The following is a 23380-nucleotide window of genomic DNA, read 5'->3' on the forward strand; positions in this document are numbered from 1 at the left end:
CTTCTCACGGACGTCCGGCGCGGGACGTCACATCATCGGCGCGGCGGGCTGGAAGCCGTCACAGCCGCTGATGGGCGTGACCTTCAGGTGCAGCGACGCGTGGCGCGGGTGGCCGCAGTCGTCCACCATCTCCTCCGCCGCCTCGTGCGTGCGGTGGATCTGCACCAGCTTCTCATCTGCCGAGTGCGTCTCGCCGAAGTGCGTGCAGAGCCCGCACTGCCCTTCCTCCACGTGTTGCATGCCTCGCTCCGTCGCCAAGGTGCCCGTCGTCTCCCGACACGAGCGCGGCGGCAAAATCCATGCTGCTACGGGAGATAGCATCATCCGGCACTCCCGGTTCGGCAGATGTCTCGTGGCCATTCATTCCCGGACGCCGCCGATGTAGCTCTCTATCGTGATCGGTAGATGACGAAAAGCGGGCCCCGGAGAACATTCCCGGAGGCCCGCTCGTACGTCACCGTCTTCCATCTACCCAACCCGATCCGCCATCCACCTCATCCGACACTCGGCCCGCTTCCCTCAACCCTCGCCGATGCTCGGGCCGAGGGGAGCGTCCGTGCTCAGGAGGCGCGGTGCAGGCGGGCTTCGCCTTCCACGCTGCGGGTCACGCCCGCGGGGGCCAGCGGCAGCTCCGGGAAGCGGAGCTTGCCCTCGGCGAAGCTGGCGCCGCGCAGCGCCACCGACAGGGCCTCGTCGATGGTCTGCACCGGGTGCACCTCCAGCTGCTCCAGCACGTCGGCGGGCAGGTCTTCCAGGTCGCCCACGTTCTCCTGGGGCAGCATGATGATGCGGATGCCCGCCCGGTACGCCCCGAGCACCTTCTCCTTCACCCCGCCGATGGGCAGCACCCGCCCCGTGAGCGTGACCTCGCCGGTCATCGCGACGTCGGCCCGCACGGGCGTGCCGCTCAGCACCGACACCATCGCCACCGTCATCGCCACGCCGGCCGACGGCCCGTCCTTGGGGATGGAGCCCGCCGGGACGTGCACGTGGATCTCGGTGCCCCACGCCTTGTGCGGGTCCACGCCGTAGCGGCTCGCGTTGGCGCGGGCGTACGTCAGCGCGGCGCGCGCCGACTCCTTCATCACGTCGCCCAGCTGGCCCGTGAGCACCAGGTTGCCGAAGCCCGGCCCGGCGCTCTCGCCCGCCGCGGCCACCGGGGCCCGCTGCGAGGCGCTGACCTCGATGAACATGATGTCGCCGCCGGTGGGCGTGTAGTACATGCCGGTCGCCACGCCCAGCACGTCCTCGGCCCCGGCGCGCTCCGGGTGCACCTTGGTGCGGCCCAGGAAGTCCTTGACCGTGTCGCCGTCCACGCGCACCGCCTGCGCGGTGGCCGAGGCGATTCGCCGCGCCGCCTTGCGCGACACCTTGCCCAGCTCGCGCTCCAGCTGCCGCACGCCCGCCTCGCGGGTGTACTCGGTGATCACGGTCTTCAGCGCGTCCTCGGTCACCTCCAACTCGCCCTCCCGCAGGCCGGCCTCCTCCAGCTGGCGCGGCAGCAGGTACTTCTCGGCGATCGCCTTCTTCTCGCGCTCGGTGTAGCCGCGGAACTCCACGGCCTCCATGCGGTCGTACAGCGGCGCCGGGATGTTCGAGACGTAGTTGGCCGTGGCGATGAACAGCACCTCGCTCAGGTCGAACGTCACGCCCAGGTAATGGTCGGTGAACTCGTGGTTCTGCGCCGGGTCCAGCACCTCCAGCAGCGCGGCGCTGGGGTCGCCCTGCATGGACACGCCCAGCTTGTCCACCTCGTCGAGCAGGATCACCGGGTTGCGGCTCTTGGCCTGCTTGAGCGCCTGGATGATGCGGCCCGGCATGGCGCCCACGTACGTGCGCCGGTGGCCGCGGATGTCCGCCTCGTCGCGCACGCCGCCCAGCGCGATGCGCACGTACTTGCGGCCCAGCGCCCGCGCGATCGACTTGGCGATCGAGGTCTTGCCCACGCCCGGAGGCCCGCCGAAGAGCAGGATGGGCCCCTTGGCGGTGGCCTTCGCCTTGGCCTCGGCCACCTCGCGGCTCAGCCGCTCCAGGTCCTCCACCGTCTCCGGCTCCGCGTCCCCGTCGTCCATCGACGCCAGCACCTCGGTCTCGGCGGCGGCTTCCTCCTCCACCTCGGTCACCGCGCGGCGGGCGGCGAGCTGGCGCACGGCCAGGAACTCAAGCACGCGGTCCTTCACGTCCTCCAGCCCGTAGTGGTCCTCGTTCAGGACCTCCTCGGCCGGCCCGAGCTCCAGCTTGTCCTCGGTGCGCAGGTTCCACGGCAGGTCGGCCATCCACTCCAGGTAGGTGCGGATCACCTGGTACTCGGCGCTCTGCGGGTTGGTGCGCTCCAGGCGCCCCAGCTCGCGCTCGGCCTCCTCGGCCGCCGCCTCGGGAAGCTCCAGCGCCTCGATCTTCTGGCGCAGCTCCTCGATCTCGGCGCCCTCGTCCTCCTCGCCCAGCTCGCGTTGGATCGCCTTCATCTGCTCGCGCAGCAGCATCTCGCGCTGGCGCTCGCCCAGCTCCTCCTGCACCTGCTGCTGGATGTCCTCCTGCGCCTCCATGAGCGCAAGCTGCCGCTGCACGATGATCAGCAGCGACCGCAGCCGCTCCTCGACCGACAGGATCTCCAGCAGCTTCTGCTTGGCCTCGGTGCCCATCTCCACGTAGAAGCCCACCAGGTCGGCGAACGGGCCGGGCTCGGTGATGCCCTCCATGAACTGCTGCAGCATCTCGGCGGGGATGCCTCGGCGCTTGCCCAGCTCGGCGGCGCGCTCGCGGATCTCGCGGTACAGGGCCAGGAACGCGGGGTCCTCGGCATTCACGGGCGCAAGGTCCTGCATCTCCCGCACGTGGGCGGACAGGCCCAGCCCGCTGCCCTCGGCGTATTGGAGCGCCAGGGCGCGGCTCTCGCCGTGGATCAGCAGCTGCACGCCGCCGGCCCCGCGCTGCACCTGCGCGATGCGCACGATCGTGCCCACCGTGTACAGGTTGTCGCTCTCCACCTCGTCGCGGTTCTCGCGCTGCGCCACCGCGAACATGCGGCGGTCGCCGGCGAGCGCGGCGTCGATGGCCTGCAAAGTCCCCGGGCGGCCGGCCGAGATCGGCACGGCGGTGCCCGGAAAGACCACCGTCTCCCGCAGGGGGAGCACGGGCAGCACCAGCTTCTCGTTCATCGTGTTCGTCCTCTCGTCTTGTTCTCCGTCCTGCGCCGCAGATGTCTGCGGCGTGTCGGAGGCTGGTGCCGGGTTTAGCACTTTCCTTGCCATCTTCAGTTGCCTTTCAATATAGCCATAAGTGCGGAATTTTACAGGCACTTAGCACATGTTTAACCGAATTCGAATGTTCCTGCCAGAACGCCACCACCGCGCCTGGCCCGCTGTCGTTCAGGCATGAACTACTGTCTGCCCGGCATGTGTTCCGGTGGATGGGAGCCAATGTGCCGGTGGCGGACGGGTCGTGCCGTTCGCTGGCGGAGAGCCCGGGTTGGGATGCGGGAGATGCCGTCGATGCGGACCGCCGACGGCGGGGCGACGGGGATAGATGCGGGCGCGGCGGTTTGCCGCCGGTGCGCCGCCACGGTTATCCTACGGGTCACGGACGATTCCCGCATCCCCCACGCGTGCCGCATGACCGAACCCACGCATCCGCCAACCAGCGCCGCACAAGCCGCGCGCCAGGCGACCGGCGCTCCCAACGTCTTCCTCATCCCCAGCGAGCACCTGCCCCAAGGCTTCGCGGACAAGGTGGAGCACGGGGGATGGACGGCGGTGGAGCCGCGCCCGGCCGCCACCGTGGTCCTGCTCCGCGACGGAGTTGCGGGGCCGGAGGCGCTGCTCCTGCGCCGCCACGGCCGCAGCGGGTTCGCCGCGGGCGCATGGGTCTTCCCCGGCGGCATGGTGGACGCGGACGACGGAGGGGTGGCGGTCGCGGAAGCGATGGACGGCCCGACGGCGGACGAGTGGGCGCGGCGGCTGGAGCTGGACGACGCGTCCGTTGCGCTGGCGTTCGTCGCGTCAGCCGTGCGCGAGGCGTTCGAGGAGACGGGCATTCTCCTCGCGCACGCGCGGGCGGGGGCGGACGAGGAGCGGCTGGACGGCCTGCGCCGCTCGCTGCTGGCGGGGGAGATCGGGCTGGGCGAGATGGCACGCGCCGAAGGGCTGCGGCTGGCGGGGGGCGACCTGCTGTACATCGCCCACTGGATCACGCCGGAGCCGGAGCCGCGGCGTTACGACACACGCTTCTTCCTGGCGACCGTGCCGGGCGACGCGGTCTGCACCCCGCACGCGGCGGAGATGACGGACGCGCGGTGGATGGCCCCGGCCGATGCCGTCGCCGCCTTCGAGCGCGGGGAGATGAAACTGCTCCCGCCTACGGTCCACACCCTGCGTCGCCTGGCGGGCTTCGCGGCGGTGGCGGAGGTGCGCGCGGCGTTGGCGGATGCTCCGGTGCCCGCCATCCTCCCCGTCATGCGCCGCCGCGCCGACGGCGTCGCCATCGAGTTCCCGGCGGACGTCTAGCTCCGCCGCATGCGCCGAGGGCTCGGGCACGTCGGCAGAGTGAATGATGCGATCCCGCGCATCCGCCGAGAAGCTTCGGCAACGCGTCGGCGATGCGGCGGACGCGAGATGGTGCATCGGCATCGTCACCGCCGAGTTTCATCTACCGAACAGAACGAAGATGCGGGGGCGGCGAGACGCAGCCGCGCATCTCCCGAATCACCCGCAGTTGCCGGATCGATGGACGGGAGACGAGAGCGAGACGTGCGGAGGGGCGGATGAGGATGCCGCGGAACCTGCCGCAGCAGCTGGGCGGCGCGAGCGTGGAGGTGGTAGCGAGCGAGATTTCGCAGGAGCAGGCGAACACGCTCTCGCGCCTGGGCGGCCGCCTGCACGACACGCTGAACGCGCTACACGCCTTCGACGGAGCGCACCCGCACCCGTCCGGCGCACGCGGGGAGGAGCGGGCGGAGCTCGTTGCCGCGGCGGCCCAGGCGCTGTGGTACTACGTGGTGCAGCGCGAGGTGCTGGGGCTGGGGAACAGCGAGGCGCTCATGCGCGAGCTGCGCATACCGCCCGAGGTGCGCCTGCGCATGGGCACCTTCCCGCGTCGCGGCGCGCCGTAAGCCGGCGGAGAGCGGCCGGTGCGCATCTACCGCATCTCCCGTAAACCGCGCGTCGCCGGGATGCGCGTCCGGAGCGGACCGGAACCTCGACGCGAGCAGGACGGCGGACGGCTTTTTGCGGTCGCTGGCGGGCTCCCCGTGCACCCATTCCCCGTTTGAACGAGCAATGACCCAGCGCCCCAACACGCTCGGCGCCCTGAAGGCGTCCGGCTACCGCACGCGCTCCGTGAAGGCGGAGATGCGCGAGAACCTGGTCGCCAAGCTGCGCTCGGGCCAGCCGCTCTTTCCCGGCATCGTGGGCTACGAGGACACGGTGGTGCCGGCGCTGGTGAACGCCGTGCTCGCGCGGCAGAACTTCATCCTGCTGGGGCTGCGCGGCCAGGCGAAGAGCCGCATCCTGCGGCAGCTCACCACGCTGCTGGACGACGAGGTGCCGGTGCTGGCCGGCTCGGAGACGAACGACGACCCGCTGTCGCCCATCTCCCGCTACGGACGTCTTCTCGTCGAGACGGACGGCGACGACGCGCCGGTGGAGTGGATCGCGCGCGACCGCCGCTACGTGGAGAAGCTGGCGACGCCGGACGTGACGGTGGCCGACCTGATCGGCGATATGGACCCCATCCGCGCCGCCCGCGGCGGCCACCTGCTGAGCGACGAGCTGACGATCAACTTCGGGCTGCTGCCTCGCGCCAACCGCGGCATCTTCGCGCTGAACGAGCTTCCGGACCTCTCCGGCAAGGTGCAGGTGGGCCTCTTCAACGTCTTGCAGGAAGGTGACATCCAGATCAAGGGCTTCCCCGTGCGGCTGCCGCTGGACGTGATGCTCGTGTTCAGCGCGAACCCCGAGGACTACACGGCGCGCGGCAAGATCATCACGCCGCTCAAGGACCGCATCGGCGCCGAGATCCTCACGCACTACCCCAAGACGCCCGAGGAGGGGATGGAGATCACCCGCCAGGAGGCGTGGACCGGCCGCTCCGAGGACGGCACCGGCGTGGAAGCGGTGGAGGTGCCCCCGTTCGTGGCCGAGCTGGTGGAGCGCGTCGCCTTCCTGGCGCGCGAGGACAAGCGCATCGACCGGCGCAGCGGCGTGTCGCAACGCATGCCCATCTCGGTGATGGAGACCGCCGTCTCCAACGCCGAGCGCCGCGCCATCCTGAGCAAGGAGACGCGGATCGTGCCGCGCGTGGCCGACGTGTACGCGGCGCTGCCCAGCATCACCGGCAAGATGGAGCTGGAGTACGAGGGCGAGCTCCAGGGTGCGGACACCATCGCCCGCGACCTGATCGCCGCCGCCGCGCGCGAGATCTTCGACCGCATCTGGGACGCGGATGCGCTGGATACGGTGATCGACCACTTCGACCGCGGCGGCGTGCTCCAGATCTCCGACGCCGCGAGCAGCGAGGCGTGCTGGCAGGGCCTCCGCGCCGTCTCCGGCCTCACCGACGCGCTGGAGGAGGTGGGGATGCTGCACGAGGGCGACGCGGCCATGAGCGTGGCCGGCGCGGAGCTGCTGCTGGAGGGACTGGCCGGCCACCGCCGCATCTCGCGCGCGGACACGGGCACGTACGGGCGGATGAAGCAGGAGCGGCCCAAGGGGAAGGGCAAGGGCGGCGGCGGCTTCGCGTTCGGCGACGACATGTTCGGGTGAGGGCGGCCCCTGCGCGCCACTCCCGAGCCCGCCACCGGGTCGCGGCGGATTACGCTTCGGCGTGGCCGTTCCAAGGAATCCGCGGGCGACCGGAAACAAAAGCTTTGTGTTTTCCGTCAGGGATTGGGATATTCCGATTGCGGCACCATGCCGCGCCACACCCATTCCAGGAGACGGACCGATGCTGAAGCTGAACGTCGAAGACCTGCGCGTGGATTCGTTCAATCCTTCGTCGGACCTCGACGGCACCTCGTTCACCGCGCCGGCCGGCGGCCCGCAGGGCTACGTGAACCCGGGCCCCACCGACCGCAGCTGCACCTACTGCACCTTCGTCGGCCTGATCTGCTGCTGATCGGCGTGAACGCCGGATACAGATGCGCCCGCGGTTCCGTGACGGAGCCGCGGGCGCATCTTCGTGTCTGGAGCTAGCTCTGCGTAGACGGCGGACGCGTATGCGAAGCGGGACCGCTTCTCCTCGGAACGAGCACCGGTCGGGCGGAGAAAGGGTCGTCGGAACACTCTCAAGACGGCACATTCCGGCTCACCGCCCAACCACCTAACCCCGAAGCGGAAGGGCGGGGTTACGGGTGAAGCCGGCCTGCTCGAAATGCGCATCGAACGCGAGAGCGCCTCCGATGCGGAGACGCTCCATCACGACGAACGAGACGCAGTCGGTGAGCGAGTAGCGCTTGTCCGCCCGTTGCGTAAGATAGTCCACGGCGGTGCGGAAAAGCTCCTCGTCCACGAAGAGGACGTTCACCGATGGGCTGGAGAGTAGCCGGTTCGCGATCTCGACCGCTTTCGTGTGCCGGTTCCGGCTGTTGAAGAACGTGACCACCTCATCGAGCACGAAGCTGGTAGTCACGAGGTGCGGGCGTGAGGGAGCGAGCCGCTGCCAATACTCCGCGGCTTCGGCGTGGTGCTGGTCGTCGAACGTCTCCAGCGCGATCAAGAACCTCGTATCGATGAACAGCGGGCTCACGCGTCCTCGGAGCCGTACAGATACCGGTCGTGCTCCACCGAAGCCCGCGGTGCTCCGCACGAGACCGGCGCCCTGCCCAGACCGAAAACCGGGTCGTCCGCGAGGGGAGCGGACCCGGCGGCGAGGCTCGCAAGGATGCGCTCGGCAAGCACCGCCCGCTCGCTTTCAGGCAGCTTCAGCGCCTCGGTTTCCAACTCTTGCAGGCTCATGGGTGCTCCCGGTTGAAGTCCCGTTAGAGTAATACACGATCCACGCCGCCGCGATTCGCAAGAGCGACGATGCGTCGTGCGCAGGTTGACGGCAATATGATCGTCTTCGCACATCTCCCTCGATGTGCCACGCAGCTCCATCGCGGCCGCACTTTCGCGAAGCTCACGTGTACTTGCGGTGACTCGCATCGGCGGCGCCCGCCGCCAGTCTCTCCGCAGCCGTATTTCCCAGAAGTCGCATGACCGTCGCCCCTTCGTTTGCCCGTCCCCGCCGGCTGGTTCCATTCGCCGCGCTGGTCGTGGCGGCGTGCTCGTGCGCGCCGCAAGCCCTGTCCGTGGCCCGCCAGGCCGATGCGCAGGCGGACGCCATGGGGGCCGCGAGCCCGGCCGCCGAGCCCGCACCCGAGCCCCGGCCCTCGCCTCCGCTGCCGGTGATGCCGGGTGTGGAGGTGCTGCTGCGGGACTCGATGGGCCTGGTGCGGGGGAAGCGGGTGGGCCTCATCACCAACCAGACGGCGATCACGCGCGACGGGCGCAGCACCATCGACGTGCTGTACGGCGCGCCGGGGGTGCGGCTGGTGGCGCTGTTCGCGGCGGAGCACGGCATCCGCGGCACGGTGGACGGCGGCGAGAGCATCGGCACGTCGCGCGACGCGAAGACGGGGCTGCCCATCTTCTCGCTGTACGGCCGCACCGAACGCCCCACGCCGCAGATGCTGAGCGGCCTGGACGTGCTCGTGTTCGACATGCAGGACATCGGGGCGCGGCCGTACACGTACGTGTGGACGATGACGTTCGCGATGGAGGCGGCGGCCAAGGCGGGCATCCCGTTCGTCGTCCTCGACCGGCCGAACCCCATCACCTCGGCGGCGGAGGGGCCGCTGATGGAGTGGGAGATGCGGACGCACGGACCGCTCATCACCGGCGCGTACCCGGTGCCGCTGCGGCACGGGATGACGGCGGGCGAGCTGGCGCGCTACGTGAACGGCGAGTTCCACCTGGGCACCAAGCTCAGCGTGGTGCCGGTGCAGGGCTGGCGCGGCGACGAGTGGTTCGACGAGACGGGCCTGCCGTGGGTGAACCCGTCGCCCAACATCCGCTCGCTCACGGCGGCGCTGTCGTTCTCGGGCCTGGTGATGCTCGAGACGGCCAACCTGAGCGTGGGCCGCGGCACGGCGGACCCGTTCTCGTACGTGGGCGCGCCGTACATCGACGGGCAGGCGCTGCTGCGGCGGGTGAATGCGCACCATCTTCCCGGTGTGGAGTTCGAGGTGGCGTCGTTCACGCCGCGCGGAAGCACGTGGATGCAGTTCCCCGGGCGCACCTGCCACGGCGTGCGCCTGCGCGTAACCGACCGCGACGCATACCGGCCCGTGCTCACTGCCCTCGTCTTCCTCTCGGAGATCCAGAAGATGTACCCGGACAACCTGGGCATGGGGTCGATGATGCAGATGCTGGGCAGCCGCTGGGCCCCGGCCGCCGTGCGCCGCGGCGACGACCCGCGCGACATCGTGCGCCGGTGGGATGAGGAGAACGCCCGCTGGAACGCGCTGCGCGCCAAGTACGCGCTCTACCCGCGCGAGCAGGCGGCGCAGCAGCGGAGCGGGGCCGGGATCTGAACGCTGGCTGTGACGGTGCCACCGTTCAGCGTGGATGATGGATGTCGGCGGCTAGGGTCTGCGAATGCGGAGAGGGATCGGATGCGATAAATCGCACCCCTACAGGTGGTTAGGTTGTTTGGATACGAGAAGCGCCCTCCGCCCGGTGAACGGGCGGAGGGCGCTTTTCGTTCGTCCGCGAGCTACTCGGGGACGCGGACGTCGGCGTTGGGAGCTTCCTCGTGGAGCTGGCAGTTGTACGTGGCGCAGTTCGCGTCGTGCGTGGGGACGCACGTCTTGAACATCGTACAGAACTCGGTGACGCGGGTGTCGTCCTGGCCGAGCACGGTGCCCGTGCCGCGGGCGGTCTCGTCGGTGACGAACGAGTCCACGTTCAGGGCTTCGGGCTGGAGCGTGAGCTTGCGCATGCGTTCGTTCCTCGGTTTCAGGCTTGGGACTTCGTGGGTTCCTGCCTCTCGCCTCGGATCACTCCGGGACGCGGACGTCCTCGGGCTGGTCGCCAGCGTCTTCTTTGTAGGCGCAGGTGGAGGTGACGCAGCCGAGACGCGTAACCAGGCACGTCTTGTACATCGTACAGAACTCGGTGATGCGGGTGTCGTCCTGGCCGAACACGGTGCCGGCGCCGTTCCCCGACGCGTCGGTGACGAACGAGTCGACGGTCAGGGCCTCGAGCTGGAGCGTGAGCTTGCGCATGAGTGCGTTCCTCGGTTCAGGTTGGGACTGCGTGATTCCTGCCCTCCTGCCGCCGATCACTCCGGGACGCGGACGTCTTCGGGCTGCTCGTCCAGGTCTTCCTTGTACGCGCAGGTGTAGGTCAGGCACCCCGCCTGGTTGCGCGTGGGGAAGCATTGCTTGAACTGAGAGCAGAACTCGGTGACGCGCGTGTCTTCCTGGCCGAACACGGTGCCGAGCCCGTTCACCGACTCGTCGGTGACGAACGTGTCGACGGTCAGGGCTTCGAGCTGGAGCGTGAGCTTGCGCATGAGTCGTTCTCCTTTGTTCAGTGCGATGGACTGCGTGCGTTCCCTATGCCTGCCGCGGCTCACTCCGGGACGCGGACGTCCTCGGGCTGCTCGGCGCGGTCTTCCTGGTACTGGCACGTGTAGGTCACGCAGCCGTACTGGTTCCGCGTGGGAATACACGTCTTCATGGTGCAGAACTCGGTGACGCGGGTGTCGTCCTCCTGCCCCAGCACGGTGCCCATCCCGAACCGCCCGTCTTCGGTGACGAACGAGTCGACGTTGAGGGCATCCACCTGCAGCGTGAGCTTGCGCATGACTGTTCCTCGCTTCTGGTGTGGGAACTTCGCGGCCCGGTCCGCCGTGATCGCGGCCGCCGTTCGGCGGTGCAGGAAAGCCCCGCCGGTATCCTTCTAGGTCGCAAAACGTGCTCCGAACTTTCACACCGGAGCAGATGGATCACCCACCCATTTCCTGCCACACGTCCGGATTGGCGTGATTTTCTGCATTCCTCAACCGCCAGAAGCGTACCTGCGCCCTGTTCTCGGGTGACGCATAAAACGCCGCATTGGGAGGTTGCACATCCAACCGGACGATTGCGGCTGCGGCGGGCGAGTGGAGGCGGCGCCCGGACGGATGCGCATCCACCGGCCCTGGTCTTGCCTCGCTTTCCGCGCGTGCGGGCGATCGTTCACCCTGGCAGCGGGGCGGGCACATGGCGGGGTCCATCTGGAAGGGCAGCATCAACTTCGGGCTGGTGAACTTTCCCGTGGAGATGAAGGCGGCGGTGCGCAGCGACCACGTGTCGTTCCACCTGCTCCACGGCGAGGACCTGTCGCCCGTGCACTACCAGCGCGTGGACGAGCAGGGCGAAGAGGTGCCGTGGGACGAGATCGTGAAGGGCTACGAGTTCCAGAAGGGCAAGTACGTGGTGATGACCGACGAGGACTTCCGCGCCGCCGCGCTGGAATCGTCGCGCGCCATAGAGATCTGCGACTTCGTGGACGAGGACGAGATCGACCCGCGCTTCTTCGAGACGCCGTACTTCCTGGTGCCCGGCAAGGGCGGCGAGAAGGGGTACGTGCTGCTGCGCGAGGCGATGGCGAAGAGCGGCAAGGTGGGCGTGGGCAAGGTGATGATCCGCCAGAAGCAGCACCTGGCCGGCATCAAGGCGGTGGGCGACGCACTGGTGCTGGAACTGATGCGCTTCGCGAGCGAGCTGGTGGAGCCGCGCACGTACAAGTTCCCGGCCGCGTCTTCGGTGCGCCCGCAGGAGGTGAAGATGGCGGAGCAGCTGATCGGGACGCTGGCCGCGCCCTTCCACCCGGAGAAGTACGGCGACGAGTACCGCGAGAACCTGATGCGGATCATCCGCGCCAAGATGGAGGGCAAGGAGATCGCGGCGCCCGAGCCGGCGAAGGAGGAAGAGACGGAGATCATCGACCTCATGTCCCGTCTGCGCGCCAGCCTGGAGGCGGCGGAGGGGCGCAAGGGCGGCGGCCACAAGACGGCGGCGAAGAAGTCCACCGCCGCCAAGTCCGCGAAATCACCCGCAGCGAAGTCCTCTGCTTCGAAATCCGCGTCGAAGCCGAAGGGGAAGTCCGCGGCGGCGCACAAGAAGAGCGCGTAGCCGATGCCGCGGAAGAGCGCGACGCCGGCCGAGCTGCTGGCCGAGTACCGCCGCAAGCGCGACTTCACCCGCACGGCCGAGCCCGCGGGCGGCGGCGCGGCGGACCGGGCGCGGCACTCGGACCTGCGCTTCGTGATCCAGAAGCACCGCGCGAGCCACCTGCACTTCGACTTCCGCCTGGAGATGGCGGGGGTGATGAAGAGCTGGGCGGTGCCCAAGGGCCCCAGCCTGGACACGTCGGTCAAGCGCCTCGCCGTGGAGGTCGAGGACCACCCCATCTCGTACAACACCTTCGAGGGCACCATTCCCACCGGCGAGTACGGCGGCGGCACGGTGATGCTGTGGGACCGCGGCACCTACGCGCCCACCGATCACGAGGGCGCGGGCGAGGAGCAGGCGCTGCTGCGGGCGCACGCGAGTGGACGGCTGGACATCACGCTGCACGGCGAGCGGCTGCGCGGCGCGTGGTCGCTGTTCCGCACGCGCGCGGGCGGCGACGACGGCGGCAAGCCGCAGTGGCTGCTGGTGAAGCGCACCGACGACTACGCCAACCCCGGCTTCGAGATGGTGGAGGCGGAGGAGACGTCGGTGGACACGGGCCGCACGATGGACGAGATCGCCGAGGGCAAGCGCGGGGGCAGCAAGGTGTGGCACTCCAACCGCGCGCCCAAGGACGGCGGCGTGAAGGCATCCGTCGCAGCGGCGGCGGCGAAGGCAGGCCCGAGGCGGAAGAGATCAGCCGAAGCCGAGGCGCCGGTCTCGACATCTACCGAGACCCCACGGCCTTCGGGAGATGCGGGGGCGGCGCTGGAGCCGATGTACGCGAGCATCGGCACGGCGGTGCCGCGCGGCGAGGGGTGGACGTTCGAGCCCAAGTACGACGGCATCCGCGTGCTCGCCTTCGTGACGCCGCACGAGGTGCGGCTGGTGACGCGCAACGGCAAGGACAAGACGCGCCAGTTCCCCGAGGTCGCCACGGACCTGCAGCGTCTCGCCGCGAAGGCGAAGCGCCCGCTGGTGCTGGACGGCGAGGTGGTGGCGCTGGAAGGCGGCGAGCCCGCGCGCTTCCAGAAGCTCCAGTCGCGCATGCACGTGACCGGCGCGGCAGAGATCGCCCGGCACGCGGGCAAGACGCCGTCTGCCCTGATCGTGTTCGACATGCTGCTGGACGGCGCGGACGTGCTGCTCCAGGAGCCTTGGACGGTGCGCCGCGCGCGCCTGGAGAAGCGGCTGGGGAAGCACCTCTCGGAGATACTGCGCCTCGGCGGGACGGAGCGGGGAGACGGCGCGGCGCTGCTGCGGAAGGCGCGCGAGACGGGCTGGGAGGGCGTGATCGCCAAGCGAACGGACTCCACCTACATGCCCGGCGTGCGCTCGCCGGGCTGGCTCAAGCTGAAGGTGGAGTTCCGCCAGGAGCTGGTGGTGGGCGGCTACACGGAGCCGCGCAACACGCGGCAGCACATGGGCGCGCTCATCGTCGGCTACTACCGCGGCGGCGAGCTGGTGTACGCCGGCAACGTGGGCGGCGGCTTCAACGCGCGCAGCCTGAAGGCGATGTGGGACCGCCTGGCGCCGCTGGAGAGGAGGACCTCCCCGTTCGCCGACCCGCCGAAGACCGCCGAGCCCGCGCACTGGGTGGAGCCGAAGATCGTGGTGGAGGTGAAGTTCGCCGAGTGGACGGAAGACGGGAAGCTCCGCCAGCCCATCTATCTCGGCACCCGCGACGACAAGCCCGCGAGCGAAGTCACCCGCGAAGACACCAGCGTCCAGGCCGACGAGAAGCCCAAGCGGCAGCGCGTATCGTCTGCCGTAGCCCAATCCGCCTCGGCCGATGGCGGAGAGGACCTCTCCAAGCCGAAGAAGTCCGCCCGCCGCGCATCCGCCGGGAAGGCTGGGGCGAGCGAGAGCGCCGTCCGCCGTGCATCTCCCAAAAGTGCGAAGAAGACGGAAGATGCGAAGAGATCCGCATCGACTGACCGCCGTTCATCTTCCGGTGCGGAGACCAAGCCGCGGAAGAAGGCCGGTGCGTCGAGCGAGGAGGGGTCGAAGGAAAAGGCTTCGGCGGCTCGGGAGGCTGGTGCGAAGAAGCCTCCCAGCGGGACGTCGGACGATGGGGTGCGGGTGAAGGGTGCGCCGATGAAGGTGATCGCGGAACTGCGGCGCATGGAGGAGGCGGGCGGGAGCGGAAAGCTGGAGCTGGGGCGCGGGGTGACGCTCGACGTGACGCACCTGGGGAAGACGTTCTTTCCGGAACCGGGCTTCACCAAGGGCGACCTGCTGCGTTACTACGCGCAGGTCTCGCCGCTGCTGCTGCCCGCCATTCGCGACCGGCCGCTGGTGCTGAAGCGCTTCCCGAACGGCGCGGCGGGCGAGGGCTTCTTCCAGCACAAGGCGGGCGACGTGCCGCCGGGCGTGCGCGTGGAGCGCGTGTACCCGGAGCGCGGCTCGGAGGCGGACCGCATCGTGGGCGGCGACCTGGCGACGCTGCTGTACGTGGCGCAGATCGGCAGCATATCTGTGGACCCGTGGCACTCGCGCGTGCAGTCGCCGGAGCTGGCGGACTACACGGTGATCGACCTGGACCCGGGAGACGACGCGCCGTTCTCCACCGTGGTGGAGGTCGCACGGTGGGTGAAGGAGGAGATGGACGCGCTGGGCCTGCACGGCGCGCTGAAGACCTCGGGCGCGACGGGGCTGCACGTCTTCCTTCCTCTGCCGCCGAACACACCCAGCGAGGCCGGGCGCCTGCTCGCGCAGCTCGTGGCCACGCGCGTGGCCGTGGCGCACCCCCGCGAAGCCACGGTGGAGCGCACCGTCCGCGCCCGAGCCACCGATTCCGTGTACGTGGACTTCATGCAGAACGAGGTGGGAAAGACGGTCGCGGGCGTGTACGCCGTGCGCGCGCGTCCCGAGGCGACCGTCTCCACGCCGCTGCGCTGGGACGAGCTGGACGACGCGCTGGACCCGCGGAACTTCACCCTCGCCACCGTCCCCGCCCGCCTCGCCGAGGCCGGCGACCTGTGGGCGCCCGCGATGAAGCGGAAGAACTCGCTCACGTCCGTGCTGAAACGCGCCGGGGCGGGGTAGTTTCCCGTCTCCACGGATCCGGGATCCGGCTTCCCATCTCCCCCGGATCGGCCGAGGGGGCAACGGCCCTCTTTCAGAACTGCGCTTCCGGCGGTAACTATATCCATCCGCACCAGGGCAGTGGGCGAGCCTCCCGTGCGGGGGCCCCGCGTCCTGCGGCGCTCTACCCTGCTCCCCGTGCCGGAGACCTCCGCTATGAGACCCAACAAGGCAGTGCGCACGTTTCCTCTGCTTGCCGCCGCCCTCGTCTTCGGAGCGTGCTCCGACGCGGGGAATCTCGCCGGGCCTGCCGCGGTCGCGCCCGTCGAGCAGCCGGCCGCCCTGGCGTCGCTGACCTGCACGGCCTCCACGCAGACGCGGACGGTTCGCTGCGGCACCTCCGAGAGCGGCGGCGCCCGCGCGGTGATCGTCGGGGGGCAGAACCAGTACGTGACGCTCACGTCTACCAACATCCAGGTGGTGGCGGACACCTTCGCGTTCGACGTCACGGTGCGCAACCTGATCCCGCAGCCGCTCGGCACCACGAACGGCACCACGCTCGATCCCGCGGGCGTCCGCGTCTTCTTCACCGCGGGCCCCACTTCCACCGCGGCCGGCACGGTGACGGTGGCGAACCCGGACGGCACCGGGACGTTCACGGCGGCCGGGCAGCCGTACTACCAGTACAGCTCCATGCTGCAGCAGGACTCCGTGACCCCGGTGAAGCGATGGAAGCTGCGGTTCACGCCCGAGGTGGCGAGCTTCACCTTCCAGGTCTACGTCTCCGCCGCGGTGCAGTACCCCGCAGGATACGTGGACGGCACGCCCTACGTGCTCTCGCTCGATCCCGCCGAGTCGCGGGCCCTTCCCGGGGTGGTCCGCAGCGCCGTAGGGAACGCGCTTCCGAGCGAGACCGTGGGCTGGAGCAGCGACACTCCGGGAACGGCGTCGGTGAGCGGGACGCAGGTCACCGCGGGTGGGGCGAGGGGCTTCGCCACGCTCACCGCCTCGTCCGGCGCGCGACCGGGCATCTATACCACCGCGGTGTCGGTGTGCCAGTCCACGGTGGTCGCCAACGGCACGAACCTCCCGTCGACGATCGCCGCGAGCGACTGCTTCTCGAGCTACGGTGACCCCAACGGCCGGCCCACCAACAGCTACTACGCCGACCTGTACCGCGTGACGCTGGCGGCGGGCCAGACGGTGACGGTGTCCATGGACTCGGGAGACAACCTGGACACCTACCTGCTGCTCGCCAACCCCACGTTCGGCTTCCTGGTGGCCGGCAACGACGACGACCCCTCGGGAACGCTGGGCGTCGGTTCGAGCATGACCTACACGGCCACCGCCTCCGGCGTCTACGTGATCGAGGCCAGCACCTTCAACGGCCTCGACACCGGCAGCTACACCCTGCACGTCACGATCACCTGACGTCACGGCGGCGCCCCGGGCGCAAGATCGAGCGGTGAACGACGGCGGGCCACGATCACTCCGGTGATCGTGGCCCGCCGCTTTGCACGTCCCATTCACCGGCGGCATCCGCGGGACGGACGGCGGACCCGTATGATTCACCACCAGGGCTCGTCCATCCGCCGGTTCACACGTCCGACGACGCTCTCCACGCTGAACTCCGCTCCGCTCGTGCTACTCCAGCACACCATCGATATGGTGAAGGCGCGACCGCCGCCCCCGCTCGCGAGGACGGCGCCTGCTACCGGCACGACCGGCTGCCCGGCCGTGTTTGGCAGCGCGTTCGAGCTGCTCGTCCTCGCCGCGATGGCGGGCCTCGTTTCCGACTGGCCCGGCCGGCCCCCCGCTGCCGGCCCCGCTACCGCGCGTCCGGCGTGGTGTCCGCCAGCACGGCGGGCAGGGGCGGCTCCTTCGCCGCGGCCAGGCTGAAGATGCGGCGGCGGAGCGAGCGCAGCGGGTTGGGCGCGGTGGGGTTGAAGGTGCGGTTGGTGAGCAGCACCACCCACACGCCGCGCACGGGGTCTATCCACAGCGAGGTGCCCGTGTAGCCGGTGTGGCCGTACGCGTACGGCTCCTTGCACCCCACCGCGTCCGGCACCGTTCCCTCGCGGCAGAAGATCTCCCAGCCCAGTCCACGCGTGCCCGCCTTGGGCTGCGCGTGCGTGAACTCGGCCACGGTGGCGGGCTTGAGCACGCGCACGCCGTCCAGCTCGCCGCCGTTGGCGATCATCGCGGCGAACCGCCCCACGTCGTGCGCGGTGGAGAAGAGGCCCGCATTGCCCGACACGCCGCCCAGGTCGCGCGAGATGGGGTCGTTGGTCTTGCCGCGAAACGGCTTGCCGTCCTTGAGCGTGAGCGTGGGCGCGCAGGCGGCGCACCCAGCGCCGGGCTGCCAGCGCGTGGCCGTCATCCCCAGCGGCGCGTAGACGCGGTGCTGAAGGTAGCGCGACAGCGGCTCGTGCGCGGCGCGCTCGGCCGCCTCGGCCAGGATGATGAAGCCGCCGTCGGAGTACACCACCTTCTTGCCCGGCTGCGTGTAGATGGGCGCATGGGCGATGTAGTACGCCAGGCGCTCGCCGCGGCTGCTGCCCTTGAGCTTGGCGCCCGGTGAGAGGCCGGACGTGTGCGTGAGCAGGTGGCGGATGGTCACCTTCTCGCGCCCCTCGCCGGCGAAGGCGGGCAGGTACTTCGAAACGTGGTCGTCGATCCCCATCTTGCCGTCGTCCACCAGCGCCATCACGGCGGCGGTGGTGCCCACGACCTTGGTGAGCGAGGCCAGGTCGTACATGGTGCCGTCGGGGTCCACCGGCGGCGCCGTCTTGCCCCACTCCAGGCGCCCCAGCCCCGTCTCCTCCATCTCGCGGTCGCGCACGCCCACGGAGAACGCGGCGCCGGGGAAGGCGCCCCCGCGCACCTGCTTGCCCACCAGCGTCTCGATGGAGTCGATGGCGCCCGCCGGCACCGAGTCGTCCGTGACGCGGTTGTACAGCGCGGCGATGCGGTGCGCGCGCGTGGCGGGCAGGTCCGGGTCGTCGCGCATGGCGAGAACGATGGCGAGGATGCCCAGCAGCACCACGGCGCCCAGCGCGATGAGGACGTTGCGGTTCGGAGAGAGTTTCCCCGGCGGCGCATCCTCCGGCTCCACCTCGGCGACGGGCGCGGGGGCGGCGCGGAAGGTGGCGCGGCCGTGTGCGGAGACGTCTTCGCCGCCTGATGCGGGGGCGGGCTCCGCGGGCTCAGTTCTCATGGGGCTTGGAGGGCTCCGGCGATAGGGGGCGCGGCGCCGCGCCCGCCGCCGTGTGCGGCGAAGGCGGCTCGCGCCGGGCGGTCTCGTCCGGTGCCTGCGGGCGGGACCGCCGCGGCCATGGGCGGCCTAGCGGTCGCCCTCGTCGCCGTGGCCCGAGCGCGACTTGCTCTTGGCGTGCTGGCGCGTGTCCGCGGCCAGCGAGCGGCCCACGTCTACCTGGTCCTTGGTGAACCGGCCGTTGGCGTCCCGGCGCACGTAGCGCTTGTCGCCTGGGTTCGGCTCGATCAGCTCGCGCTCTCTCGACATAACTTCCTCCGCGATGGTGGGTTGCGCCGCGATCTCGCGTTACGGGAAGGCAGAAGGCATGCCATCTCGCCCGCCGATGCTCGCGGGAGATGCGAAACGGCCGCGCCTCCCCGCGCTCCGCATCTGCCGAAGGGCAGGTGCTCCGCCGTTCGGTTCGGTAGATACAGGGTGGCGGAAGGTGCGCACCGGCCCCGCATCTCCCGATCTGCAAGCGGATGGGTCGATGCGCGGCAGTCCGATCGCACCCCATCTCCAGAGATCCCCATCCCAAACGAGACCCCTGCATCGACCGGGAAGTCGTGGGTTGTCGCGGAGAGATGAGCCGGATTCAGCCGGGCGCGGAAGATTGGCGGAGGAGCGGCGGAAGCGGGCGCAAACGCATGGTGCAGAAAGGTTGACGGGCGAGCGGGCAGGTGCGATAATCCGGTCAGGAACCGTTCGTACGACCGTCCTCCGCGGGCGCCGGCAAGCCGGTGCCCGCCGCTCGTTTCCGCTGCGTGGAGGCCCTCTCCGCCGTGTCCGTGCCGCTCCTCTCCGCTTCCAGGCGTCCCCCACGGTGATCGCCGGCATCGTGCTCGCCGCCGGCCGCAGCCACCGCATGGGTGCGCCCAAGGCCTTCCTGGAGATGGACGGCGCGAGCTTCCTCGCACGCGCGGCCGCCGCGCTGCGCGAGGGCGGGTGCGACGCCGTCTGGGTCGTCACCGGCCCCGCGGACGACGAGGTCGCGGCCCGCATCGCGTCGAAGGCGCGGGAGATGGGCGCGCACGTGGCGGTGAACCCGGCGCCGGACTCCGAGCAGGTGGACTCGCTGCGTGCCGGCCTGCGCGCGATTCCGGACGATGCGGATGCGGCGGTGGTGCTGCCGGTCGACGTGCCGCGGGTGGATGCGGACGCGGTCCGCCGGGTGGTAGAGGCGTTCCGCGAGCGAGGCGCGCCGGTGCTGCGGGCGGTGCACGGCGGGCGCCACGGGCACCCGGTGCTCTTCGCCCGCGCGCTCTTCGCCGAGCTGCTGGACGGCGACCTGCCGGACGGGGCGCGGACGGTGGTCCACGCGCACGCCGCGGAGCTGGAGGAGGTGGAGGTCGCGGACCCCGGCGTGCTGCACGACGTGGACACGCCCGAGGACTTTCGCCGCCTGGCCGGCACGGCGTGAGGGGCGCGCGGCTTCCGGCCGCGGAGGCGGTTCGCCACGCCCGCGAGGCGCTGGCCGGCGGCGAGCCCGCGGTGGGCGTCTCCGTCCTGGAAGTTCGCCTCGCATCCGCCGCGAACGAACCGGCCCGCAACACCGGCGGATCGGACGAGACGGACGCCGGCGGCCCCGCATCTCCCGAATCTCCCGTGTCGTCTTCGACCGAAGACACGGGATCATCGGGAGATGCGGAGCCGGACGGAGCGCCGCCGGTCGATGAGGCGCCGGTCGACGGGCCCAGGGCGGGCGACCACCTCGTCGTATGGGCAGACCGGCATACGGGGACGTTCGGGGATGAGGCGCTCGACGCCGAGACGGTGCGGCTGGCGCGCGAGGTATTGTCGCACGGCGCGAAGGCGGGGACGCGCGAGGTCGATGCCGGCGCCATGGCCTGCACGCTGTACTTGGAGGCGCACCGCGCGCCGCCGGAGCTGCTGATCGTGGGCGCGGGGCACATCGCCCGCCCGCTCTGCCGCATCGGGGCGATGCTGGGGTTCCGGGTGACGGTGCTGGACGACCGGCCGGAGTTCGCCACGCGCGAGCGCTTCCCCGAGGCCGAGCGCGTGCTGCGCGCGGACTTCTCGGAGCCGTTCCGCGGCATCGGCATCGGCTCCGGCACGCACCTGGTGCTGGTCACGCGCGGCCACAAGTACGACTTCGAGGCGCTTCGCGACGTGCTGGCCCGCCCCGCGCTGCCCGCGTACGTGGGCATGGTGGGCAGCCGCCGCCGCACGCGCGCCGCGCTGGAGCAGCTTGCGCGCGAGGGCGTTGCGCCCGAGCGGCTGCGTGCGGTGCACGCGCCCGTGGGCCTGGACATCCGCGCCGAGACGCCCGAGGAGATCGCCGTCTCCATCGCCGCCGAGATGGTGGCGGTGCGCCGCGGCGGCACCGGGCAGCCGCTGCGCGACCGCGCACGCGTGGTGGAACGCTGGATCGAGCCCGCGCGCGGGGCCGGCGCCCCGCCCCCCAATCCACACCCGTCCCCGGACAGACCGTGAGCCGAGAAGTCGCCGTGACGCAGAGGGAGGACATCTTCCCCCAGTACCGCGACACCCCCATCGGGAAGCTGCTGGAGTACCACAATCTGGACCGCCCGTTCGACACGTACACGCAGGCGGAGCTGCTGGTGGGGATGTGCATGGACAGCCGCAAGCACCTGCACATCCCGGACAACTTCACCTTCATCCTGCGGGCCGGCGGCGCCAACATGCGGCCCAGCGAGTTCAAGGTGTCGTACGCCGTGGGCGTGGGCGGGGTGCGCCACATCGCCCTGATCGGCCACACCAACTGCGGCATGGTGAACCTGATGGCGCGCCGCGAGCCCTTCGTGCAGGGGCTGGTGGACGCGGGGTGGGAAGCGCTGGAGGCGTCGGAGCACTTCTACCACTTCGCCCCCATCTTCGAGGTGGGCGACGAGGTGGAGTTCGTGCTGGGCGAGGCCAAGCGGCTGCGGCGCCGCTACCCGAAGGTGCAGGTGGCGCCCATGCTGTACCGGGTGGAGGACAACCGGCTCTACCTGCTGCGCGAGGACTGAGCGAAACCGCGGCGGGCGGCGTGCGTAGGGTAAGCCCATGTACCGCAACTGCATCTTCTGCTCGGGCGGCCTGGGGACCAACGACTCGGTAGAGGAGTTCCCCATTGGCCGCAGCCTCGCCTTCGACGCGGGGCGGGGCCGCCTGTGGGCCGTGTGCCCGCGCTGCGGCCGCTGGAACCTGGCGCCCATCGAGGAGCGCTGGGAGGCGGTGGAGACGGCCGAGAAGCTGTTCTCCGCCTCCCGCATGCGCGCCCAGTCCGAGAACATCGGTCTCGCCCGCTTGCCTGACGGCACGCGGCTGATCCGCGTGGGAGCGGCGCTGCCGGGCGAGCTGGCGGTGTGGAGGTACGGTGACCAGCTGGTGCAGCGCCGCAACCGCTACCTGATGCTCAGCCTGGGCGCGGTGGCGGCCACCACGGCGCTGGTGTGGGCCGGGGCGGCGGCGGCGGGCGTGTCGGTGTTCGGCTTCTGGCAGTTCTACCAGGTGGGCCGGGTTCCGCTCGAGTTCGCGCAAGGGCAGCGCGTGGTGCAGCGCCTGCCGCCGGGGATGTCGGGCGGCCGCGTGGTCGTGGTCCGCCGCAAGCACCTTCGCGACGCGTACGTGTCGGACAGTGGATCGTCCTCCACCCTGGCGCTGCACGTCCCGTCGCTGACCGTGTCTCCCGCCGGAGCCGGAAACCAGCCGCTGGTGCTGACGGGCTCGCGGGCCGAGACGGCGCTGGGGCGCGCTATGGTGCACGTGAACCACAAGGGCGCGAAGCGCGAGACGCTGCTGACGGCCGTGGACCTGCTGGCCGCCGGGGGCTCGCCCGCCGACTACGTGCGGGACGCCGCGCGTGCCCGCTGGAGGCTCGGCGCGGGCAGCAAGCGGGGCGAGGGCGCGCTGCCCGCCGCGCGCTCGCTGGCCCTGGAGATGGCGCTGCACGAGGAGTCCGAGCGCCGCACGCTGGCCGGCGAGCTGGTGATGCTGGAGAGCGCCTGGCGCGACGCCGAGGTGATCGCCCGCATCGCCGACGCGCTTCCCGGCGACCCGGACGACCCGCCGCTCCCCGGCCGCCTCGTCCTCCCGTCGGAAGGCTGACCCGAGCCGTGTACCGTACCTGCATCTTCTGCTCGGCCGACCTGGGGACGAACGATTCGGTCGAAGAGTTCCCGGTGGGCCGCACGCTCGCCTTCGACGCGGGCAAAGGCCGCCTCTGGGCCGTGTGCCCCAAGTGCGCGCGCTGGAACCTGGCGCCCATCGAGGAGCGCTGGGAGGCCGTGGAATCGTCCGAGAAGCTGTTCGCCGATGCCCGCCTGCGCGTGCAGTCCGAGAACATCGGCCTGGCCAAGCTGCGCGACGGCACGAGGCTCATCCGCGTGGGGCAGGCCCTCCCGGGCGAGATGGCGGCGTGGCGCTACGGCACGCAGCTGGTCAAGCGGCGGCGGCGCTATCTCGCCGCCGGTGCGGTGGCGGTGGCGGGTGGGGCGGTGTGGGCGGGGCTGGCCGTGACGGGCGTGCTGGGTGGCGCCGCCGGGCTGACCAGCGTGGCGGTGATGGCGTGGCAGCAGTACCGCGGCAAGCGCCCCGTGCACCGCCTCTCGCGCGAGGAGTCGCCCACAGGCGAGGAGATCGGGCTGAACCGGTTCAGCCTGAACGCGGCGCGGGTGGCGCGGGGGGCAGACGGGGCCATCGCCCTGCATCTCCCGTACGCCCTGCCCGCGGGCCCCGCGCGCTGGAAGAACGGGCGGAAGGTGTGGTTTCCCGAGCGGTCCCTGGTGCTGGAGGGCCCCACCGCGCGCACCGTCCTGGGCCGCGCGATGGTGGATGCCAACTCCGGCGGCGCGGGCGCACGGCGGCTGCACGAGGCCCTGGGCCTGCTGGGCGACGCGGGCGGGGCCGAGGAGTACCTGCGGCGCGCGGCGGGAACC

Annotated in this window: 23 protein-coding genes; 13 read left to right on the forward strand and 10 right to left on the reverse strand. The window is 70.7% G+C overall.

The window, feature by feature from the left end; genetic code table 11:
- Positions 1-27: 27 nt before the first annotated feature.
- Complete coding sequence (locus tag VFE05_05370) at positions 28-240, reverse strand: hypothetical protein (protein ID HET6229490.1); 213 nt, start codon at positions 238-240, stop codon at positions 28-30.
- Positions 241-560: 320 nt separating this feature from the next.
- Positions 561-3158: an endopeptidase La gene (lon, locus tag VFE05_05375; GenBank protein ID HET6229491.1), complete on the reverse strand. Its 2598-nt coding sequence runs from the start codon at positions 3156-3158 to the stop codon at positions 561-563.
- Positions 3159-3611: 453 nt separating this feature from the next.
- On the opposite strand from lon, the gene VFE05_05380 reads away from it, so the two are divergent.
- The 4 genes from VFE05_05380 (at position 3612) to VFE05_05395 (ending at position 7110) form a co-directional block, all read left to right on the forward strand.
- A complete protein-coding gene (locus VFE05_05380) occupies positions 3612-4502 on the forward strand; it encodes a hypothetical protein (protein ID HET6229492.1) in 891 nt (296 codons plus the stop codon).
- 257 nt (positions 4503-4759) lie between these two features.
- The gene (locus tag VFE05_05385) at positions 4760-5107 is read left to right on the forward strand and encodes a DUF6665 family protein (protein ID HET6229493.1); all 348 of its coding nucleotides are present in this window, start codon (positions 4760-4762) and stop codon (positions 5105-5107) included.
- 166 nt (positions 5108-5273) lie between these two features.
- Positions 5274-6758, forward strand: a complete 1485-nt coding sequence (locus tag VFE05_05390; GenBank protein ID HET6229494.1) for a sigma 54-interacting transcriptional regulator — start codon at positions 5274-5276, stop codon at positions 6756-6758.
- 181 nt (positions 6759-6939) lie between these two features.
- The gene (locus VFE05_05395) at positions 6940-7110 is read left to right on the forward strand and encodes a hypothetical protein (GenBank protein HET6229495.1); all 171 of its coding nucleotides are present in this window, start codon (positions 6940-6942) and stop codon (positions 7108-7110) included.
- Between the two features lie 204 nt (positions 7111-7314).
- Here VFE05_05395 and VFE05_05400 read toward each other — a convergent pair whose 3' ends face one another.
- Both VFE05_05400 and VFE05_05405 read right to left on the reverse strand, forming a co-directional pair.
- Positions 7315-7740: a PIN domain-containing protein gene (locus VFE05_05400; protein ID HET6229496.1), complete on the reverse strand. Its 426-nt coding sequence runs from the start codon at positions 7738-7740 to the stop codon at positions 7315-7317.
- Positions 7737-7949, reverse strand: a complete 213-nt coding sequence (locus tag VFE05_05405) for a hypothetical protein (GenBank protein ID HET6229497.1) — start codon at positions 7947-7949, stop codon at positions 7737-7739. Before VFE05_05405 ends, VFE05_05400 begins: the two co-directional genes overlap by 4 nt.
- A gap of 239 nt (positions 7950-8188) precedes the next feature.
- Between VFE05_05405 and VFE05_05410 the strand changes: the two genes are divergently transcribed.
- Entirely contained in the window at positions 8189-9568 is a 1380-nt protein-coding gene (locus tag VFE05_05410; protein ID HET6229498.1) for a DUF1343 domain-containing protein, read from the forward strand.
- A gap of 182 nt (positions 9569-9750) precedes the next feature.
- Here the strand turns inward: VFE05_05410 and VFE05_05415 are convergent, their stop codons facing one another.
- The 4 genes from VFE05_05415 to VFE05_05430 are packed head-to-tail and all read right to left on the reverse strand — an operon-like array spanning position 9751 to position 10844.
- On the reverse strand, positions 9751-9975 hold the full coding sequence (locus VFE05_05415) for a hypothetical protein (GenBank protein ID HET6229499.1): 225 nt from the start codon (positions 9973-9975) through the stop codon (positions 9751-9753).
- Between the two features lie 58 nt (positions 9976-10033).
- The gene (locus tag VFE05_05420) at positions 10034-10261 is read right to left on the reverse strand and encodes a hypothetical protein (GenBank protein ID HET6229500.1); all 228 of its coding nucleotides are present in this window, start codon (positions 10259-10261) and stop codon (positions 10034-10036) included.
- A 56-nt stretch (positions 10262-10317) separates the two neighbouring features.
- Entirely contained in the window at positions 10318-10551 is a 234-nt protein-coding gene (locus VFE05_05425; GenBank protein HET6229501.1) for a hypothetical protein, read from the reverse strand.
- Between the two features lie 59 nt (positions 10552-10610).
- On the reverse strand, positions 10611-10844 hold the full coding sequence (locus VFE05_05430) for a hypothetical protein (GenBank protein HET6229502.1): 234 nt from the start codon (positions 10842-10844) through the stop codon (positions 10611-10613).
- A gap of 398 nt (positions 10845-11242) precedes the next feature.
- Here VFE05_05430 and VFE05_05435 point away from each other — a divergent pair, with 398 nt between their 5' ends.
- The 3 genes from VFE05_05435 to VFE05_05445 all read left to right on the forward strand — a co-directional run bounded on the left by VFE05_05435 (position 11243) and on the right by VFE05_05445 (position 16654).
- Complete coding sequence (locus VFE05_05435) at positions 11243-12157, forward strand: Ku protein (GenBank protein HET6229503.1); 915 nt, start codon at positions 11243-11245, stop codon at positions 12155-12157.
- Between the two features lie 3 nt (positions 12158-12160).
- Positions 12161-15244: a non-homologous end-joining DNA ligase gene (ligD, locus tag VFE05_05440; GenBank protein ID HET6229504.1), complete on the forward strand. Its 3084-nt coding sequence runs from the start codon at positions 12161-12163 to the stop codon at positions 15242-15244.
- Positions 15245-15439: 195 nt separating this feature from the next.
- Entirely contained in the window at positions 15440-16654 is a 1215-nt protein-coding gene (locus VFE05_05445) for a PPC domain-containing protein (GenBank protein HET6229505.1), read from the forward strand.
- A 397-nt stretch (positions 16655-17051) separates the two neighbouring features.
- Here the strand turns inward: VFE05_05445 and VFE05_05450 are convergent, their stop codons facing one another.
- Together VFE05_05450 and VFE05_05455 are read right to left on the reverse strand one after the other, a co-directional pair.
- Positions 17052-18440 (reverse strand): serine hydrolase domain-containing protein, encoded by a 1389-nt coding sequence (locus tag VFE05_05450; protein ID HET6229506.1) that lies wholly within the window; start codon positions 18438-18440, stop codon positions 17052-17054.
- 126 nt (positions 18441-18566) lie between these two features.
- Entirely contained in the window at positions 18567-18746 is a 180-nt protein-coding gene (locus tag VFE05_05455; protein ID HET6229507.1) for a hypothetical protein, read from the reverse strand.
- A gap of 556 nt (positions 18747-19302) precedes the next feature.
- Between VFE05_05455 and VFE05_05460 the strand changes: the two genes are divergently transcribed.
- The 5 genes from VFE05_05460 to VFE05_05480 form a co-directional block, all read left to right on the forward strand.
- Positions 19303-19899, forward strand: a complete 597-nt coding sequence (locus VFE05_05460) for a nucleotidyltransferase family protein (GenBank protein ID HET6229508.1) — start codon at positions 19303-19305, stop codon at positions 19897-19899.
- Positions 19896-20933 carry an XdhC family protein gene (locus VFE05_05465; protein ID HET6229509.1) on the forward strand — a complete coding sequence of 346 codons (1038 nt, stop codon included), beginning with the start codon at positions 19896-19898 and terminating at the stop codon, positions 20931-20933. Before VFE05_05460 ends, VFE05_05465 begins: the two co-directional genes overlap by 4 nt.
- Positions 20934-20947: 14 nt before the next feature.
- The gene (locus tag VFE05_05470; protein ID HET6229510.1) at positions 20948-21469 is read left to right on the forward strand and encodes a carbonic anhydrase; all 522 of its coding nucleotides are present in this window, start codon (positions 20948-20950) and stop codon (positions 21467-21469) included.
- A 37-nt stretch (positions 21470-21506) separates the two neighbouring features.
- Positions 21507-22550: a hypothetical protein gene (locus VFE05_05475; GenBank protein HET6229511.1), complete on the forward strand. Its 1044-nt coding sequence runs from the start codon at positions 21507-21509 to the stop codon at positions 22548-22550.
- Positions 22551-22558: 8 nt separating this feature from the next.
- On the forward strand, positions 22559-23380 hold an 822-nt coding region (locus VFE05_05480; protein ID HET6229512.1), incomplete at its 3' end, for a hypothetical protein.

The sequence above is a fragment of the Longimicrobiaceae bacterium genome, assembly GCA_035696245.1.
Taxonomy (GTDB): domain Bacteria; phylum Gemmatimonadota; class Gemmatimonadetes; order Longimicrobiales; family Longimicrobiaceae; genus DASRQW01.

Bases quoted from the DNA above. Each gene is read 5' to 3' on its own strand.
- VFE05_05415 (HET6229499.1), bottom strand. From the start codon at position 9,975: ATGCGCAAGCTCACGCTCCAGCCCGAAGCCCTGAACGTGGACTCGTTC.
- VFE05_05380 (HET6229492.1), top strand. From the start codon at position 3,612: ATGACCGAACCCACGCATCCGCCAACCAGCGCCGCACAAGCCGCGCGC.
- VFE05_05410 (HET6229498.1), top strand. From the start codon at position 8,189: ATGACCGTCGCCCCTTCGTTTGCCCGTCCCCGCCGGCTGGTTCCATTC.
- VFE05_05435 (HET6229503.1), top strand. From the start codon at position 11,243: ATGGCGGGGTCCATCTGGAAGGGCAGCATCAACTTCGGGCTGGTGAAC.
- VFE05_05425 (HET6229501.1), bottom strand. From the start codon at position 10,551: ATGCGCAAGCTCACGCTCCAGCTCGAAGCCCTGACCGTCGACACGTTC.
- VFE05_05390 (HET6229494.1), top strand. From the start codon at position 5,274: ATGACCCAGCGCCCCAACACGCTCGGCGCCCTGAAGGCGTCCGGCTAC.
- VFE05_05445 (HET6229505.1), top strand. From the start codon at position 15,440: ATGAGACCCAACAAGGCAGTGCGCACGTTTCCTCTGCTTGCCGCCGCC.
- VFE05_05420 (HET6229500.1), bottom strand. From the start codon at position 10,261: ATGCGCAAGCTCACGCTCCAGCTCGAGGCCCTGACCGTCGACTCGTTC.
- VFE05_05450 (HET6229506.1), bottom strand. From the start codon at position 18,440: ATGAGAACTGAGCCCGCGGAGCCCGCCCCCGCATCAGGCGGCGAAGAC.
- ligD (HET6229504.1), top strand. From the start codon at position 12,161: ATGCCGCGGAAGAGCGCGACGCCGGCCGAGCTGCTGGCCGAGTACCGC.
- VFE05_05395 (HET6229495.1), top strand. From the start codon at position 6,940: ATGCTGAAGCTGAACGTCGAAGACCTGCGCGTGGATTCGTTCAATCCT.
- VFE05_05385 (HET6229493.1), top strand. From the start codon at position 4,760: ATGAGGATGCCGCGGAACCTGCCGCAGCAGCTGGGCGGCGCGAGCGTG.
- VFE05_05475 (HET6229511.1), top strand. From the start codon at position 21,507: ATGTACCGCAACTGCATCTTCTGCTCGGGCGGCCTGGGGACCAACGAC.
- VFE05_05370 (HET6229490.1), bottom strand. From the start codon at position 240: ATGCAACACGTGGAGGAAGGGCAGTGCGGGCTCTGCACGCACTTCGGC.
- VFE05_05430 (HET6229502.1), bottom strand. From the start codon at position 10,844: ATGCGCAAGCTCACGCTGCAGGTGGATGCCCTCAACGTCGACTCGTTC.
- lon (HET6229491.1), bottom strand. From the start codon at position 3,158: ATGAACGAGAAGCTGGTGCTGCCCGTGCTCCCCCTGCGGGAGACGGTG.
- VFE05_05455 (HET6229507.1), bottom strand. From the start codon at position 18,746: ATGTCGAGAGAGCGCGAGCTGATCGAGCCGAACCCAGGCGACAAGCGC.
- VFE05_05405 (HET6229497.1), bottom strand. From the start codon at position 7,949: ATGAGCCTGCAAGAGTTGGAAACCGAGGCGCTGAAGCTGCCTGAAAGC.